The sequence below is a fragment of the Paenibacillus sp. FSL R7-0312 genome, assembly GCF_038004445.1.
Classification (GTDB): domain Bacteria; phylum Bacillota; class Bacilli; order Paenibacillales; family Paenibacillaceae; genus Paenibacillus_AQ.
The window spans coordinates 5,929,111-5,945,004 of record NZ_JBBORE010000001.1; the positions used below are offsets into that span (position 1 = coordinate 5,929,111).

Annotated in this window: 14 protein-coding genes; 9 read left to right on the forward strand and 5 right to left on the reverse strand. The window is 48.9% G+C overall.

The features are described 5' to 3' along the window. Positions 1-92 precede the first annotated feature (92 nt). The 4 genes from MKX70_RS26235 to MKX70_RS26250 all read left to right on the forward strand — a co-directional run bounded on the left by MKX70_RS26235 (position 93) and on the right by MKX70_RS26250 (position 3,477). Entirely contained in the window at positions 93-1,073 is a 981-nt protein-coding gene (locus MKX70_RS26235) for an ABC transporter ATP-binding protein (protein WP_340841167.1), read from the forward strand. Continuing rightward, the gene (locus MKX70_RS26240; RefSeq protein WP_042235315.1) at positions 1,070-1,867 is read left to right on the forward strand and encodes an ABC transporter permease; all 798 of its coding nucleotides are present in this window, start codon (positions 1,070-1,072) and stop codon (positions 1,865-1,867) included. Before MKX70_RS26235 ends, MKX70_RS26240 begins: the two co-directional genes overlap by 4 nt. Before the next feature lies 1 nt (position 1,868). Continuing rightward, complete coding sequence (locus tag MKX70_RS26245; RefSeq protein ID WP_042235314.1) at positions 1,869-2,663, forward strand: ABC transporter permease; 795 nt, start codon at positions 1,869-1,871, stop codon at positions 2,661-2,663. Between the two features lie 112 nt (positions 2,664-2,775). After that, on the forward strand, positions 2,776-3,477 hold the full coding sequence (locus MKX70_RS26250) for a lysophospholipid acyltransferase family protein (RefSeq protein ID WP_340841168.1): 702 nt from the start codon (positions 2,776-2,778) through the stop codon (positions 3,475-3,477). A gap of 56 nt (positions 3,478-3,533) precedes the next feature. Here the strand turns inward: MKX70_RS26250 and MKX70_RS26255 are convergent, their stop codons facing one another. Next, a complete protein-coding gene (locus MKX70_RS26255; RefSeq protein ID WP_340787829.1) occupies positions 3,534-3,989 on the reverse strand; it encodes a MarR family winged helix-turn-helix transcriptional regulator in 456 nt (151 codons plus the stop codon). Between the two features lie 164 nt (positions 3,990-4,153). On the opposite strand from MKX70_RS26255, the gene MKX70_RS26260 reads away from it, so the two are divergent. The 3 genes from MKX70_RS26260 (at position 4,154) to MKX70_RS26270 (ending at position 7,364) form a co-directional block, all read left to right on the forward strand. Continuing rightward, on the forward strand, positions 4,154-5,119 hold the full coding sequence (locus tag MKX70_RS26260; RefSeq protein ID WP_340841169.1) for a quinone oxidoreductase family protein: 966 nt from the start codon (positions 4,154-4,156) through the stop codon (positions 5,117-5,119). Between the two features lie 175 nt (positions 5,120-5,294). Then, the gene (locus tag MKX70_RS26265; protein ID WP_042235308.1) at positions 5,295-5,900 is read left to right on the forward strand and encodes a histidine phosphatase family protein; all 606 of its coding nucleotides are present in this window, start codon (positions 5,295-5,297) and stop codon (positions 5,898-5,900) included. Between the two features lie 130 nt (positions 5,901-6,030). Continuing rightward, positions 6,031-7,364, forward strand: a protein-coding gene (locus MKX70_RS26270; RefSeq protein WP_156123488.1) for an IS3 family transposase whose coding sequence is annotated in 2 segments (ribosomal slippage) — positions 6,031-6,412 and positions 6,412-7,364 — 1,335 coding nt in all. Because the reading frame shifts where the segments join, the coding sequence is not laid out codon by codon here. An 85-nt stretch (positions 7,365-7,449) separates the two neighbouring features. Here the strand turns inward: MKX70_RS26270 and MKX70_RS26275 are convergent. From MKX70_RS26275 to MKX70_RS26285, 3 genes are all read right to left on the reverse strand, one after another. Continuing rightward, the gene (locus MKX70_RS26275) at positions 7,450-9,324 is read right to left on the reverse strand and encodes an LTA synthase family protein (protein ID WP_340841170.1); all 1,875 of its coding nucleotides are present in this window, start codon (positions 9,322-9,324) and stop codon (positions 7,450-7,452) included. 238 nt (positions 9,325-9,562) lie between these two features. Next, positions 9,563-10,567 carry a phosphotransferase enzyme family protein gene (locus tag MKX70_RS26280; protein WP_042242274.1) on the reverse strand — a complete coding sequence of 335 codons (1,005 nt, stop codon included), beginning with the start codon at positions 10,565-10,567 and terminating at the stop codon, positions 9,563-9,565. A gap of 418 nt (positions 10,568-10,985) precedes the next feature. Then, positions 10,986-12,032, reverse strand: a complete 1,047-nt coding sequence (locus MKX70_RS26285) for an aromatic ring-hydroxylating dioxygenase subunit alpha (protein ID WP_340787837.1) — start codon at positions 12,030-12,032, stop codon at positions 10,986-10,988. A 439-nt stretch (positions 12,033-12,471) separates the two neighbouring features. Between MKX70_RS26285 and MKX70_RS26290 the strand changes: the two genes are divergently transcribed. Continuing rightward, complete coding sequence (locus tag MKX70_RS26290; protein WP_039308902.1) at positions 12,472-13,014, forward strand: NADPH-dependent FMN reductase; 543 nt, start codon at positions 12,472-12,474, stop codon at positions 13,012-13,014. Positions 13,015-13,484: 470 nt separating this feature from the next. On the opposite strand, the gene MKX70_RS26295 is transcribed toward MKX70_RS26290, so the two are convergent. Next, entirely contained in the window at positions 13,485-14,546 is a 1,062-nt protein-coding gene (locus MKX70_RS26295; RefSeq protein ID WP_042235303.1) for a helix-turn-helix transcriptional regulator, read from the reverse strand. A gap of 128 nt (positions 14,547-14,674) precedes the next feature. On the opposite strand from MKX70_RS26295, the gene MKX70_RS26300 reads away from it, so the two are divergent. Continuing rightward, on the forward strand, positions 14,675-15,793 hold the full coding sequence (locus tag MKX70_RS26300; RefSeq protein WP_042235301.1) for a saccharopine dehydrogenase family protein: 1,119 nt from the start codon (positions 14,675-14,677) through the stop codon (positions 15,791-15,793). The last annotated feature ends 101 nt before the right edge of the window (positions 15,794-15,894 follow it).

Genomic DNA, 15,894 nt, shown 5'->3' on the forward strand with positions numbered 1-15,894 from the left:
TTTCATCACAAAAATGTACTTGCCTAAAACAGAAATCAGATGCTATTTTAATATAAGACATTTATCTTATATAAGAAAGGTGATCATCTTACATGAGCGCAGAAATCATTCAGGTGCATAATTTGAAACGGACCTATCAAACCGAGGAAGGTATTTTCAAAAAAAAGAGAAAAATCGTTGAGGCTCTTCAGGGTATCAGCTTTTCTGTGCATGAGGGGGAGATTCTCGGATTACTAGGTCCAAACGGTGCAGGTAAAACAACAACGATTAAAATATTGACCACGCTGCTAACGCCGACCTCCGGCGAGGTTCGTATTCTCGGGCTTGACCCGGTGAAGGAATTCAAGAGGCTGCACTCACAGATCAACTTTATTCTCGGCGGAGAGCGCAATCTGTATTGGCGGTTATCAGCCTATGATAATCTCGCTTATTTTGCAGATTTATATAAAGTCCCCCGCCAGGTGCAGAAGAGCAGGATTCCACAATTGCTGGAACTGGTAGGTTTGAGCGAAGTTGCCCACCGCAGAGTCGAAACCTTCTCCAAAGGCATGAAGCAAAAGCTGCAGGTTGCCCGCGGTTTGGTGAACGAGCCGAGAATTCTGTTCCTGGATGAACCGACGATCGGGCTTGACCCGGTGAGCGCAAGGCAGCTGCGTGATATTCTGCGTGAGTTAAGGCAGCAAGGAACAACTATCCTGCTCACTACGCATTACATGCCTGAAGCGGATGAGCTCTGCGACCGGATAGCTTTTATAGATAAAGGGATAATTTCTGTACTGGACACTCCAGAGGAGCTTAAGAAGCGAATCGATCAAATTTCCGTTGTAACCTGCAGCATCTCTGAATTGACGGAGGAGGAACGGGGGATAATTACGGCGCATCCGGCAACCCTCCATATGCAAATTGATCAGCCAGAGCAGCTGCAGCGATTGCGTATTCAAACCCGCCTTCCCCAAGAGCTCATCATGGAGCTGTATCATATTGCAGGCCCGGTAAGAATGGCGAATTTGTCGATTACAACGCCTACTTTAGAGGATGTCTATATTCAAATATTAGGCGGGGATGCCTCATGAGTTACACCCTTACCCCGGATCTGAGATCCTTACTCCATACGATTAAAGTACATATGAAGCTCTCGCTCGCTCGTCCAATGTTCCAGTTTATTATTTTCCTGATGCCATTCCTGTTCTCAACCATAGCGATATTGGTATACGGAAATTCCTCTGCGGAGCAAATTTTTCAGTATGTTGTGCTGGGCTCCGGGTTCATTACCCTTTGGTCCTCCATCGTATTCTCTTCAGCCAGTGATGTTAACCGTGAGAAGTACTATGGAACTTTAGAACTGTTGTTCACAGCCCCTATCCCATTCGGGCTTACGCTGGCCGGCAAAATTATAGCCAACACCCTATGGGGAACATTATCCATGCTTATTTCTTATTGTTATTTAATCGTCATTTACCGCGTTCCAGTGATTATTGGGCATCCGTTGCAATTCATACTTGCTTACCTATTTGTCCTATGCGCGCTATCGGTCTTCTCCTTCTTTCTTGCTATGTCTTTTACGCTGTCCCGTCAGGCTTATGCCCTGATGAACATGTTGGAATATCCGGTGTATCTCATATGCGGGTTCATGTTTCCCGTCTCCGTACTTCCGGACTGGGTCAAGCCTTTATCCTGGGTGCTGCCCCCTACTTGGGCCATAGAATTACTAAGAATCATTAGCAGGAAGGATATGAAACAGGATGAGCTTATTGTTGCTTGGGGAGCACTGCTGATGTTAACCGTCTTTTATCTCGTTATTTCTCTTGCCTACTACCGGCTTGTAGAGAGACGAGCCAGAATAAATGGAAATTTAGGGGTGTTCTAAAATGAAATCTGTTGCCCGGTTTTACCGTCATGCGCACCTATCGTTCAAAGCACTGTTCGGCTGGCTTAATCCCGGTGTCTATCTGATGGTTATGGTCATTAACCCGTTAAGCCAATTGCTCTTCTTCGCAATGCTGGCCAAATACGCTTTTCAGGGAAGCAATCTTGCCGGTTATGTGGTTTCGAATGCGCTTCTGTTGTGCGTGATGAACGCGGTCTTCGGCATGATGACCGTTATCAATACTGACCGACAGATGGGTACACTGCAATTGGTAGTGGCAAGCCCTGCCAGCAAAATTGCCGTCTTTTTTGCCCGGGCTATATTTCATATTGTCAGCGGCCTATTCACGGCAGCTCTTGGACTCGCTTTCGGAATGCTGATCTTTGGGCTTACCTTCTCGGGTGAGCAGCTTGCATGGCTTGGCCTCGTGTGGACCGTATCCATTTCCGCTGCCTGCGGACTCGGGTTTGTGATCTCAAGCTTTGCGCTCTGGTCACCGTCGATGCATATCTGGTCCAATCTGCTTGCAAGCGTGTTACTTCTGTTCAGCGGAGCCAGCTTCCCGCGTTCTCATATGCCGGACTGGATGTACAGATTATCTGAATTTTTCCCGCTAACAAGAGGTGTAGAAGCGACGAAACTGCTCATTCGTACCGGGGATAATGGATTTACAACCCTCCTTACCCAGATGGCCGTAGAGGGTTTGCTTGGATGCGGCTTTTTTCTCCTGGGTATACTGCTGTTCTATTATGCGGAATATTTAGCAAGGGTTAAAGGCAATATGGAGATGGAGTAGGATACATAAGGCCTTCAGGAATGAAGGTTTTATTCGTTCTTCCAATAGACATCAATCTTCATGCCAGGATATGGTATCCTAGATTACAGGTGAATATTAGGGGGATACGTACATGATTACCGCTACAGCGGCAAGAATCATAAATTTTTTGCCGGATAAATGGGTCACATCCATATCGAAAAATATAATAAATAATTACCTGAACAAATATGCAAATATACATATAACCGGCAGTGAAAACTTAAAAGAAATACAAACACCCACTATTTTTGTAAGTAATCATCTAAGCAATTCGGATGGATTAGTGCTGGACAAGGCTCTAAAAGCGATTGATCCTACTTTTGTAGCTGGGGAAAAGCTGTCAAATAATGCAGTGACCAGCATCGGTGTCCATGTACTGAAGACTACTACTATTAAGCCCAATACCGCTGACAAAGAGGGTCTCGAAAAGATAATAAAGCTTGTTAAACAAGGGGAAAGCTTACTGATCTTTCCGGAAGGAACCCGAAGCAGAGCCAGCAGTTTGATTGAAGCGAAGAAAGGTATCCTTCTTATAGCAAGATTAACCGGAGCTCCCATTGTACCTGTCGGGTTATATGGGACAGAGAAGCTTTTACCCATTCATCAAGATGGCGATATGAAGGCGGAAACGTTCAATAAGGCAGATGTGCATATCCAGATCGGACAACAATTTGAATTACTCCAGCGGGCGAAGGATCAGGATAAAAAAGAATATGAAGAGTTCACCCTCACCTACATAATGAAAAAAATAGCAGAATTATTACCCGAAGGCTATCGGGGAGTCTATAAATAATCTGAGCCATCCTTTGAAATTTCTAGGCCATCCTTTGCGGATGGCCTTCTTTCAGTTCAGCGACTTGCCCCAGGCGCAGTAATCAGAATCTTACTGGCAAGAGCAATGGTCTGTGTACGTTCCGCTTCAGTAAGCCCTGCGGTTACCTCCGTAATCTGACGCTCAATCTGCTCGCCTACTTCATGAATAATCTGCCACCCCGCAGCAGTTGCCCTCACATTGAATCCCCGTTTGTCGGCGGGTGACACGATTCGCTCAACCAGTCCGCGTCGCTGGGCCCGGTCCACCAGTCCGGTAATGCTGGATTTATCGAGTCCCAGATGCTTGGCCAGCTGCAGCATGCCCGGTTCCCTGTCGCGCAGGATACCCAGCAGCCGAATCTGAATGATCGAGAGATCATGCTCCGCCCCTATTCTGGCGAGAATGTTCTGGATCAGGAAGGATAGCTGCACCAGACTGTCCACAATCGACAGATCATCCAGCTTATCAAAAGAATCATCGTAACTGCTCATATACGCCCCTCCGGGATTCATCATTTATCTAACCTGCTGTCCACATTGTATCATAATCGCCGTTGACTTTGTACGTGAAACAAACTATATTTGTTTGTATTACAAACTTATTAGTTTGTTTTACAAACAAAAAAACGCCCGTGGGGCAAATGGAGGCCAATATTATGTATGCTGCTATTGTACGATCCTTCGATTCAGGTCCGAAATATGAAATCCACGATACTCCGGTACCCTTGGGAGAACATGAAGCTCTGGTTGATGTGCTTGCAGCCGGATTGCATCTCCGGGTACGGGCACAGGCTAATGGCTCTCACTATACCAGTACGGATGAATTGCCGCTGATCCCTGGTGTTGACGGGGTAGGAAGGCTGCCGGACGGTCAGTTAGTCTATTTCGTTACAACAGATACTGCTCTAGGATCTTTTGCCGACAAAACCGTAATTGACCTGCGGCGCAGTGTGCCAATTCCGGCTCATGCCGATCCTGTGCTCATCGCTGCCGCTATGAATCCGGCCATGTCAGCCTGGGTGACCCTGCGCCGCCGGGTTCAGGCGAAGTCCGGGTTCAAGGTTCTGATTCTGGGCGCTACCGGCAATTCCGGACAGATGGCTGTCCAGATCGCCAAGCTTATGGGCGCCAGTCAGATTATCGCTGCCGGGCGGGACCCGGAGCGTCTCCGTTCGCTTACGCCGCTCGGCGCTGATGTAACAGTGTCGCTTGCGGGTGATCCACAAGCATCCGCCCTGCGCCTCGGCGAGGCTGCTTCCGAAGTGGATATCGTTCTTGACTATCTTTGGGGCGAACCTGCCGGGCTGGCTATGATTCCGCTGCTGACCCGCCGGGCTGACCGCAGCCGGCTCTTGACCTGGATCCAGATTGGTTCTGTTGCCGGAGCGGATGCCGCTATCCCTTCTGCCGCACTCCGCTCGGCCAACTTCCAGATCATCGGCAGCGGCCAAGGGTCTGTGACTCCGGCCGGATACTTAGCCGAATTCCCGGCGCTCATCGATGCGATTGCTGGAGGCAAGCTTATTGCGAACCCAATTGCTTGTCCGCTGTCCAAGATTGAAGAAGTGTGGAATACGCCGACAGGCAGTCAGCAGCGGGTAGTATTCACGCCGGAGAATTAAGTAATCCCCTGACCTGGATTATCTAAGCAGGCCCTTGTCCGGCTTTTGTCAAGCTTTGTTATCCCGGTTGTAACTTCTCCTCTTGATAAATCTGGAAAGTGAGTGATAAACTTAGCAGGGCATCCCGCATAAGGAAGCATGCTTACTCTCTACAAAACAGGAGGCCGAAGAATAATTGGCGATTTATTTAGTAAGACACGGCAAAGATGATGAAGGATTCCGTGGCGGATGGAGCCAGCGGGGACTAATCACGCAAGGTTACCGACAATCTGAGAAGCTCGGCCGCTATCTTCAAGATAACCAATCTTCATTTAATATAAAGCGCATTGTCAGCAGTGATCTGCAGCGGGCTCTGGATACGGCTGGTGAGCTGGCAAGAGAACTCAGATTGCCGATAGAGCGCAGTATGGACTGGAGGGAAATGAATAATGGCGTGATCGCCGGCATGCCGAACGAAATCGTAAATGAACGGTTTCCGGGTTTGTATTTCTCCGGTTTACGGATGGACGAGCGCTATCCCGGCGGCGAAAGCCCGTTGGAGTTCTTCACACGCATCAAGGAAGCGTTCGGCCGCTTATGCGAAGAACAGGCCAACCGACATCCGGAAGGTAACCTCATGATTGTTACTCACGGCGGAGTCATTAACATCATCTATCATATTATAAAAGAATTAGACTGGAACAACCGCGGCAGTAAATTCCCGGCTTCCTATACCGGATTGCACACCATTGAGAATCAGGACGGCAAATGGATCGTTTCCCTTGAGAATTATACTGTGTAGCTTACAAAAAAGGCAGACCCGCCAGCCATTATGAACTGTGACCCACAAGAAAGACACTTTGAAAAAAGTGACCTTCTTGTGGGTCTTTTGTGTTTTAATCAGAATATTGGAAAAGGAGCGGGATAAGACTGTGGGAAATTTAAATCGAACCCTATTTACGGAAGATATCATCAGAAGATTAGAGAAGAATCCAAATGTTCAGCGAGTATCCGAGACGAATATTTCGTATACTGCTGAGTTTAAGTTGGCGGCAGTGAAGGCCTACAACGAGGGGACACCCCCGTCAGAAATATTTCTTAAGGCGGGCTTTGACCTAAATCTCATCGGTTCTAAAAAACCAAAGCATAGTTTGAAACGCTGGAGAGATAGCTTTGCTAAATATGGTGAACTGGGACTACTGGAAGAACGGCGTGGCAAAGGCAGCGCTGGACGAAAGCCTGCATGTGCCTTGTCTGCTGACGAAGAACTGAAGCGCGCAAAGGCGAAGATTAAATTACTAGAAGCTGAGGTCGACTTTCTAAAAAAGCTCGAAGCGCTCGAACGGAACCAAGGAAAACCTTAACACCTTCGGAGCGCTACGAAATCATTTATCACACCCTGAGAGCCCATGGATTAAGCCGTATGACTCGTTATCTATGTGGAGTCGCCGCTGTGAGCACCAGTGGCTATTACAGATGGCTGGGCGCCGAGCAAAGGCGTCAACTTCGTGCAGCCGACGACGAGCGCGACCTTGTTCTTATTAAGCAACACTTCAACGCATTACAAGGAAGAGCTGGCGCTTTGGTGATTAAGATGCGTTTGGAGCATCTCAGCGGTGTCACCATGAATCACAAGAAGATTCGCCGATTAATGCGTAAATTTAACCTTGTCGCAGCCTTACGGCAAGCTAATCCGTACCGTAAGATGGCAAAGGCAACGCAGGAGCATCAGACCTGCGCAAACTTACTGAAACGCCAATTTGACCAGAAAGAGCCGGAGAAAGTCTTTCTAACCGATATCACCTATCTGCGGTACGGAAACGGACAGTGGGCTTATCTTTCGTGCATAAAAGATGGAGCAACCCGGCAAATTCTTGCTGACTGTGTAGCAGGGACACTAGAGTTACCACTCGTTGAAAAAACCATTCGGCGTCTGCTGGAACGGCTTGATGGAAATCTTCATCCAGAAGCCATTTTCCACTCCGATCAGGGCATGCACTACACACATCCTAAAACTCGTCTCCAAATTGAGCAGGCAGGTTTTCAACAGTCCATGTCCCGTAAAGGGAACTGTTGGGACAATGCATCGATGGAGTCGTTCTTTGGGCATATGAAAGATGAAATGAGCGTTCGAGATTGTCAGAATCTCACAGAAGTCAGGGCTCGTGTTTCGGAATATATTGCCTACTATAACTCCGAGCGATACCAATGGACATTAAAGAAGATGACTCCTGACGAATTCAGAAGTCATCTCCTTGCGAGCTAGCTCTAGGGTATTTCTTTTAAACCGTCCTCAAATCGGGTCACAGTTCATTACGGCTTTTGAGTCTGCCTTTTTTTCAAACCTAAATCTATTCTTCTAACTGAACATCCGGACGGTCCGGCAGCTGTTCAAGGTAACTGTTAGACATATTCAGCAGCCGCTGCACGTTATTGAACTGTGCCTCAGTCGATCCGCCAGCAATCACCGAATTATCCTTCTGGCTGAAGTTGGTTCCGTCCGCGTAGGCTTCTCCGGTTACATAAATACTTGAATTATTGATAAAAGAGCCCGTCGGCAGGAAATGCCGGACCGGTAACAAATTAGTCTCCTGATTCAGCAGATCCTCCCCGAAGTGAAGCTGATTCTGAACGGAGACGCCCAGCAGATTGGCTACAGTCGGCAGAATATCAATCTGTCCTCCGGTATGACCGACCTCGGCAGGCAGTATTCCGGACGGTGAGTGTACAATGAACGGGATATTGAACATGTCGGTATAACCGTACTCATACCCGATCAGCTCTTTCAGCCAGTCCTTCTCCTTATCGCCAAGCGCATAGAGCGGTACGCCCTGGTGATCCCCGTAGAATACAATCAGGCTGTCGTCCCACACTCCGCTGGCCTTAAGTTCATCCAGGAACTGCCCCATCGCATAATCCGCATAATTCTGGGATTGGATATAGTCGCCAAGCAAGGTCCCCTGATACTGCTCAGGCAGAGTCATCTTAAGCTTATCCTCCGGCAGACGGAAAGGATGATGAGCACTCATGGAGATGACCATGGCATAGAACGGTTCTTCCTTCGCATCCAGAGCGGCCAGCTCGGGAACGGTTTTGGCGAACAGCACTTCATCTGAAGATCCAAAAGCAATAGGGTCATCGTCGCCATAGAAGCTCTGATCATAATACTTGTCGAATCCGATGGCTTTGTAGAGTTCTTTACGGTTCCAGAATTCCACACTGTTGGTATGGAAGGTATACGTCTGATAGCCGTCTGATTTCAGCAGACCCGGCAGGCTCGGCAGCGTTTTGTTCATATAATTGGAAGAAGTCGCCGGCTCATTCTTGGGTACATAAAAAGAAGTATTCACCACGAACTCCGCGTCCGAGGTTGTGCCCTGGCCCGCGTCCGTGTAAAAGTTATTAAAGTAGGTATTGTCTTTCACCAGCTTATTAATGTTCGGCGTAACTTCCTGCCCGTCAATGGTCAGGCCGATCAGGAAGTTCTGGAGGGATTCCATCTGTACCACGATCAGATTCTTGCCTTTGTCGGCAGCGAAATACTGCGGGGACTCAGGCACGGTAATACCTTTCAATTCATTCACAGCCGTCTGCGTAATCTCTTTGTTGTCGATGATTTTTTCCTTCTCTGTAGTGTCGGCGAACAGGGTATATACCTCGTAGTTGAGAATGCCCATACTCTCGGCTTTCTTGATCTCATTCATACTCGCATGGTTCGGCCAAATATTGAAGATACACAGTCCGATGGAGACAGCAGTGATCACTGTCAGCACCGGCCGGTTCATCCGCACGGTACCTCTTTCTTTCCAGCGTGAAATATATTTTGGACGGAACATCAGGAACAGGAAGAACACGACGTCTACGAAGATAAACAGATAATAAGGGGTGATGAGGGAATAGGTGCTCTCCCCTACCTTCGTAACTTTGTCGGCCTGCTGCAGCGCATGATACGTCGCAATGACGCCATAATACTTGTAGTACATCAACACAGCGAAATAAATGACCGTTATAAAAAGATTGGCCACCATGTAATAGAGAATCTTCCGCTTGCGTGCCAGCCACTCGATGAGACTGAACACAATGAGGAAAAATGGAATTTCCGTAAACATTGTGCCCCAGTTAGGCCCGTCATTAAAAACAACATACCACGCCACCCCACTCTTGAGCAGCAAGAGAAAAGTGAACAGCAATATAGGCTTGTTGCGGATATCAAATGATTTTTTCATAAGTAGTCTCTATCTCCTTCTATTTCAGAAAGAATTACATCACGTTTCAATAATATGCACAGCATGCGGTCTTTGCTCCAGCTGTTGCCATAGAAGGACTAGCGATGGGTCACTTCCTCACATTTGTTGTAGGCGTAAATTGTACTACTGAATTAAAGCACAAATTACGTAGGTTATCAACCTATTTTAATTACTCAGATAAAAACGGCAATGCCGTCCTCCGGGGACGGCATCTGTTTCATCCTTCATACTCGAAGGGATCGTCGCACGAGTAAATCTCATCGAAAAATCCGTTATACAGAATATCGTCTTCCAGGCATTTAATGAGAAAAGACAGCCGCCCGTCACATTCCGGTTCCCCGCCGTTATTCCGCATGACCTCGAAGGCATCCACAACACTTTCCATCAGGGTTGCTTGGATGAATAAAGGCAGCTGATCCAGCACAGCCGGTTTAATCCGGGTCTCTGACCGGTACCCAGCGAGAACGGTTGCAAAGTAAGCATCCATGAATTCCTTGCGTTTACCCGGATCGGGTTCAAATTGTATCCAGCCTACTCCATGTGTCCAGAGAGCTGCCAGCTCAAACATATACCAGCCGAAACAGCAATTGTCGAAATCGTATACAGTAATTTGTCCGGTATCATAATCTATTGAATAATTCCCGTCATTGAAATCGAAATGTAGCATTCCGTAAGTCTCCCCGTTCACTTCCACTTCTCGCAGGGTGTTAAGCAGCTCAATCAGCTTCCCCTTAAGCAAGGTCAGGGATTCAGGAATCAGCTCATCCAGATATGCGGGATTGTATTTGTCAAAAAAGCTATACCGGCGATGGACCGGCGTGTACTCTTTGGATAACTGATGCAGTTTCCCCAGCACTTTACCGCAGTTATAATAATATTCGGTAATGGGCACTCCTTCCCTGTACCGGTAATGATGCTCCACCAGCATTGTTCCTGCAGCCTTAGTGAACAGGCTGACAAAATACCTGTGATTATCGTGAGTAATCTCTTCCAGCAGATTCCCGTTCCGGGAGCTGATCACATTCGCGACGCTGCCTCCATGCTCATACAGGTAGCGGACATACTCCAGTTCACCCAGGAAATCGTCGCGGCTCCGGTCAGGCAGGAAAGCGAACCTGAGTATTTTGGGGCTGGCGCCTGCTTTTTCACAGGTGTATACAATATTACGCCCTCCCTCATGCGCTTCAATCTGCTCGAACTCGTAGCCGTTTAACCCGTACAATTCGGATACCAGGGGAAGTAAGTGTGCAGTACTTTTCTGGGCAACCTCAATATAGTTTATAATATCTCCTCCAAATCTAATTTGCGCGGCGATTTCCTGTGCCGGAATCCCAACCACCATATTTTACCAAAGAAGCCACTTAAGCTCCAGGGATAGTTTTTATATATTCAAACTTTACTGCCATTTATTTCTTTTTGTTTCCATACAACCATCCGCCACTGATTGAGTTCACTTCGCCCTTAGCAATGATTAGAATGCCATTTTACTGATCCGCACAAAGAAGAAAAGATCTTGTATATTCAGACGTATCCGACTGAATAATAAATAACCAAACACAAAAAACAGCCCCGGTCATTCGCTGACCATCGAGCTGCTTTCTATTCTTATAAACAACCGTTCGAAGGAATTACGCCTGCGGTTAAGACGTATAACTCTTACCCAGTCCCAGGCTGGTCAGCAGTTGTCTGTAGGCAATCGATGTCCGGTCTGCCGGGATATGGGCTTCCGCCTGCAGATCGAGCGGCAGATCCTCCGGAGTCTGCGACTCCACCATCTCCGCGTCCTCCTGGAACACCTGCAGATTGAACTTAATCGTATCCTCTACAGGGGCGCTCTTGTCAAAGTTACGGGAGATCGGGCAGAACAGCCGGGTATAGCGGGCGGATACCGGGGAGGCACAGTTCAGAATCTTCAGCCTGCCCTCATCCGGGAAATAGACAGTCAGCGAAGCGGCAAACGGTGCAAAGACGCGGAACTCGCGCAGCCACATGAACCCTTCGGGTGCAGGGTTCTCCTGACCTTTGCCGTAGTTGCTGACCGTGCTCCAATACTCCGCTACCAGCTCCGTATCTCCTTCACGCCATACTTTATACTGGGGGACCTCTGTGTTGTTGCGGTCACCGAAGGTTGCCGTATGCACGTAAGCGAAATGCGATACATCCAGGAAGCCTTCCATCTGCCGCCCGGAGGAACCGGCAATATCAAAGCTCGGAATTAGAATATTAATGTAGTCGGGATCCTCCCAGGCCGGAAAAGACGGGATTTGCTCCGGTGCGCCGGCAAGGCAGGTCCAGATCAGGCCATAACGTTCAACGGCGGGATAGACAATCAATTTCAATTTGGGTGAGATCTTGCTGCTTGGATGCGCCGGCACCGCCGTACACTTTCCTTCACAATTATACCGGAAGCCGTGATAAGGGCAGACAATCTCACCGTTCTCAACCCAGCCCTTGCTTAAGGGCGCTCCACGGTGGAAGCAGAGGTCCCGGGCAATGACCACCTTGCCTTCGCTGCGGTACAATACCAGCTTCATATCCAGCAGCTTCACCGGAACAGGTTTATCCTGAACCTCATCTGCGGCCGCCACCGGGTACCAATACTGGGCCAGTATACGCCAGTCTTCTGGCGAGAAGGTGCAATCACGCGGGAGCTCCAGTTGTTCCTGCCGTTTCTTTTCCTCTATCATGACCGCTCCACCTCTCAATTCGCTATGAATGCATAAGATGATTTAATTATATGTTAGAATAACTAACTTGTTGTGTATATTTTAAACTGATTTCGCTGCTAAAATCAATTACAAATCCATTATTTTTGTAATTTCGCCTAAATTACACCCGTCAATGTTATGCATCATGACATAACGAGGGCAAAACCTTAATAGATGTATATTCAGGCCATCCTCCGCAAAAGTTAACTGTTGCGCTACCGTAAGCTGCAATACATACAACATTGTGAATGGTACCGCTTTGCACACTGGTCACCGGGTGCTTTCAAGTATATATGTCTAGTAAGATTCGCCTAATAATAGTTTCTAAAAATAACTTGCTTTATTTAAGTTATAAGCTATAATAAAAACATAAGAGCTACTTCAAAAAACTTACAACCACATTCGAGGAGGAATTACAATGACAACATTAAACATCGGAATTATTCTGGGAAGTACCCGCCAAGGCCGCGTTAGCCCGCAGGTAGGCGAATGGGTGAAAGGTATTGCAGATGCACGCGGAGATGCCAATTACGAAATCGTGGATATTGCCGACTTCAAACTACCGCTTCTCGGTGAAACCGACAGCTATGCGGAAGCCCAAGCGTGGGCAGCCAAGCTGGCAACACTGGACGGCTTCGTATTTATCGTACAGGAATATAACCACAGTCTTACCGGAGCACTCAAGAATGCCCTGGACTCCGCCCGTGAAGAATGGAACAACAAGGCAGCCGGTATCGTAAGCTATGGTTCAGCCGGAGGCGTCCGCGCCGCTGAGCATTTACGCGGAATTCTCGGCGAGCTGTCCGTAGCTGATGTTCGCGTACACCCTCTGCTCTCATTGTTCACTGACTTCGAGAACGGCTCCGTCTTCAAACCAGCCGATTTGCATATCGCCAATGTTAACGCCATGCTCGATCAGGTTCTGGCCTGGAGCGGCGCCTTGAAGACTTTGCGTCAGTAAATAAAAGGTAATGGCAACGCATCAACGTCATTAATATAGGAAAAAAGGGGTCTCAACCGCCAGAAATGGCTATTGAGACCCCTTTTATATTGAGATGGGTTGATGGAAGGATAGATAGGATAGCGGAACTATGTGAGAATGCTGCGCGAACAGACTGTTGCTCCAAGCGCTGTGAGAATAACGGAATACGACTACTCCACATACTCTAATCGTTGCCAGCAGAATGGAGTATTTAGACATAAATGTTGCACGTTTTGCAACTTGTATTGGCATATACCAAGGTGTTCAGGCAGATGGTTGTATGAAATACAATAATTGTCACGCTAAACCGCATACTGGAGGAGAATTGCTGTTTTTTGTACAACATTATCGGATTCGGGCCGAAGTTATAGGTTCAGCCGATACCTCCATCCATACGCACAAGTCTAATCCTATCTTTAAGATGATTCATCAGGGACACCCGCTCCTTCTTATCGTGACAGCAGCCTGCTGATCAGCTCCCGGCGGCTGGACACGCCTGCTTTGGCAAAGATTGATTTCAGGTGATCCTGAACGGTATAAGCAGAGATATGGAGCGACTCCGCCAGTTCCTTGGTGGATAACCCCAGCAGCAGCATCTCTGCAAGCTGTTTCTCGCGTGCGGTTAAGGTAAAGGCATAGGCCAGCAGGCGGAATACATCGGAGGATCTGGCATTTACAAAAGAAACGGCCAGCATACCTTCCGGACCGTCCAGCCTGCTGGCCGTAACGGTCAGATAAGCCCCATCCCCGGTTTGGAGGCATATTTTAGCGCTTGAAGGGACAGCACTGGAAGCTTTCTCCTCCGCTACAACCCGTAAGCACACGGCCCGGACCGGCCCCGGCAATACTCCCGCATCCAGACGTTCGAACTGCCGCATCTGCTCCAGCCAATAATTCGCCGCTGTATTCGCACTCAGCGTAACCAGCCGCTCATTCAGCATCATAATTCCGTTATCTTCCGGTGCTCCGCTGTCCGAATCCTTGCCGGGCTGCGATGTGGCGTAACTGCGCAGTCCGGCAGCAACCAGCGGAGCAACGGAAGCGATCCGGGCACATTCCTGCGCTTGAAACGGATGGCTATCCAGCGGACGGAACAGAGTCAGGAAGCCCCAGCAGACCCCGCCTGCCATGAGCGCTGCGCGCAGCTCATCTCCGAATCCGGCGGGCTGCAGTACTTTGCGGTAACGTTCACTCTTCTCAAGGCTTCCGCCCGTAACTCCGCTTAAGCAGGCTACCGGAAGCTCCCCCTTGGCCAAGTGCTCATACTTCATATAATCCTCATGCAGATATTCATATTCGAACAATACAGAGTGCACTGCTGAAAGCCCCTGCTCTGTTACCGCTCCGGTGGTAAGAAGCGTATGCGGATCTACTGTCGTGCAGCAGGCCGCAGCAAACGGAATAACGGAACGGAGTTTAGCGATAACCGCTTCCCTGTATTGCTGTGAATTCATAGCTCCCCCGCCCCGGGCCGGGTCCAGCTTCAGAATGCTTTTCATCGCCTCGTTCATCTTGGTGTCCTCTCTAAATCCCACATATGTGGGATGGTCTCCCGTCCTTGAAATCCGGATAATGAAACATAATTCCTATTATATCGCAGGCAAGCTTACATTCAATATTCAAGGACGGAGAAGATACAATGAAAACAGATATTATAGTCATCGGCGGTTATGGTCATGTCGGGTCACAGATTTGCCGGCTTCTTGGCGAGAAGCATCCCGGGAAGGTCTATGCGGCGGGAAGAAATCTGAAACGTGCTGAAGAGTTCTCCCGCAGTACCGGCGGGTATGTGAAGCCGCTGCGTCTGGCGGCAGAGGAGCCGCTGGACCAGAAGCTGCTCGAACGGGTGAAGCTGGTTGTAATGTGTCTGGATCAGCAGGATACGCGGCTGGCAGAAGCCTGCCTGCAGAGCGGTACGCATTATATAGATGTCTCGGCGAACGGCGAATTCCTCAGCAAGCTGCAGAAGCTGGACCTGGTGAAGAATGGCCTCCAGGCTGCAGCACTGCTGAGTGTCGGCCTGGCTCCTGGCCTGACCAATCTGCTCGCGGCAAGGGCCATGCAGGAGCTGGAGCAGACGGAGTCCATTGACATCTCCATTCTGCTTGGGCTTGGAGACAGTCATGGACAAGCCGCTCTGGAGTGGACCGTGGACAACCTGGGGGCAGTCTTTGAGATTACTGAGCATGGCAAAACGCGTACGGCTTCAAGCTTCACGGAAAGGAAGTCCACTGATTTCGGCTTGGGTCTGCGGACCCGGACAGCCTACCGTTTTCCTTTTTCGGATCAGCAGACGCTGCCTGTAACTTTAGGCGTTCCATCGGTGTCCACCCGGCTCTGCTTCGATTCCCGCATCTCCACCTCCGCTGTTGCTGTACTGCGCAGACTAGGTCTGCCCGCACTGCTGCTGCGGAACAGAACCTGCCGTAACTTCGCTGTCCGGGCTTTCGGCAAATTCCGGTTCGGCTCGGCACGCTTCGCGGTTAAAGTGGATGCCTATGGGCTGAAGAACGGCAAGCCCATGCAAATTGAATATGGAATAACAGGTGTACATGAAGCAGACATTACTGCAATAACTGCGGCTGGTGTAACCCTTAACCTCTATGAATCCGCACCTCCGCCAGGTGTCTATCATATTGAGCAGTTATTCACACTGCAGACGGCAGGGAACCATCTGTCTCTGGCATACACCGGGGAAGCCGGAACCAGTCAAGGTATGACTTATTCTCTGGAAGGCGCTACTTTCTGGAACCGGTGACCGGTACAACAGATTCTCTTTTGAACTTACCTGCACGCCTATCCTCCGGGCAGTTCTAATTCCTGACGCCTTCCTGAATACAACAAGGCGGCCGTTAACAT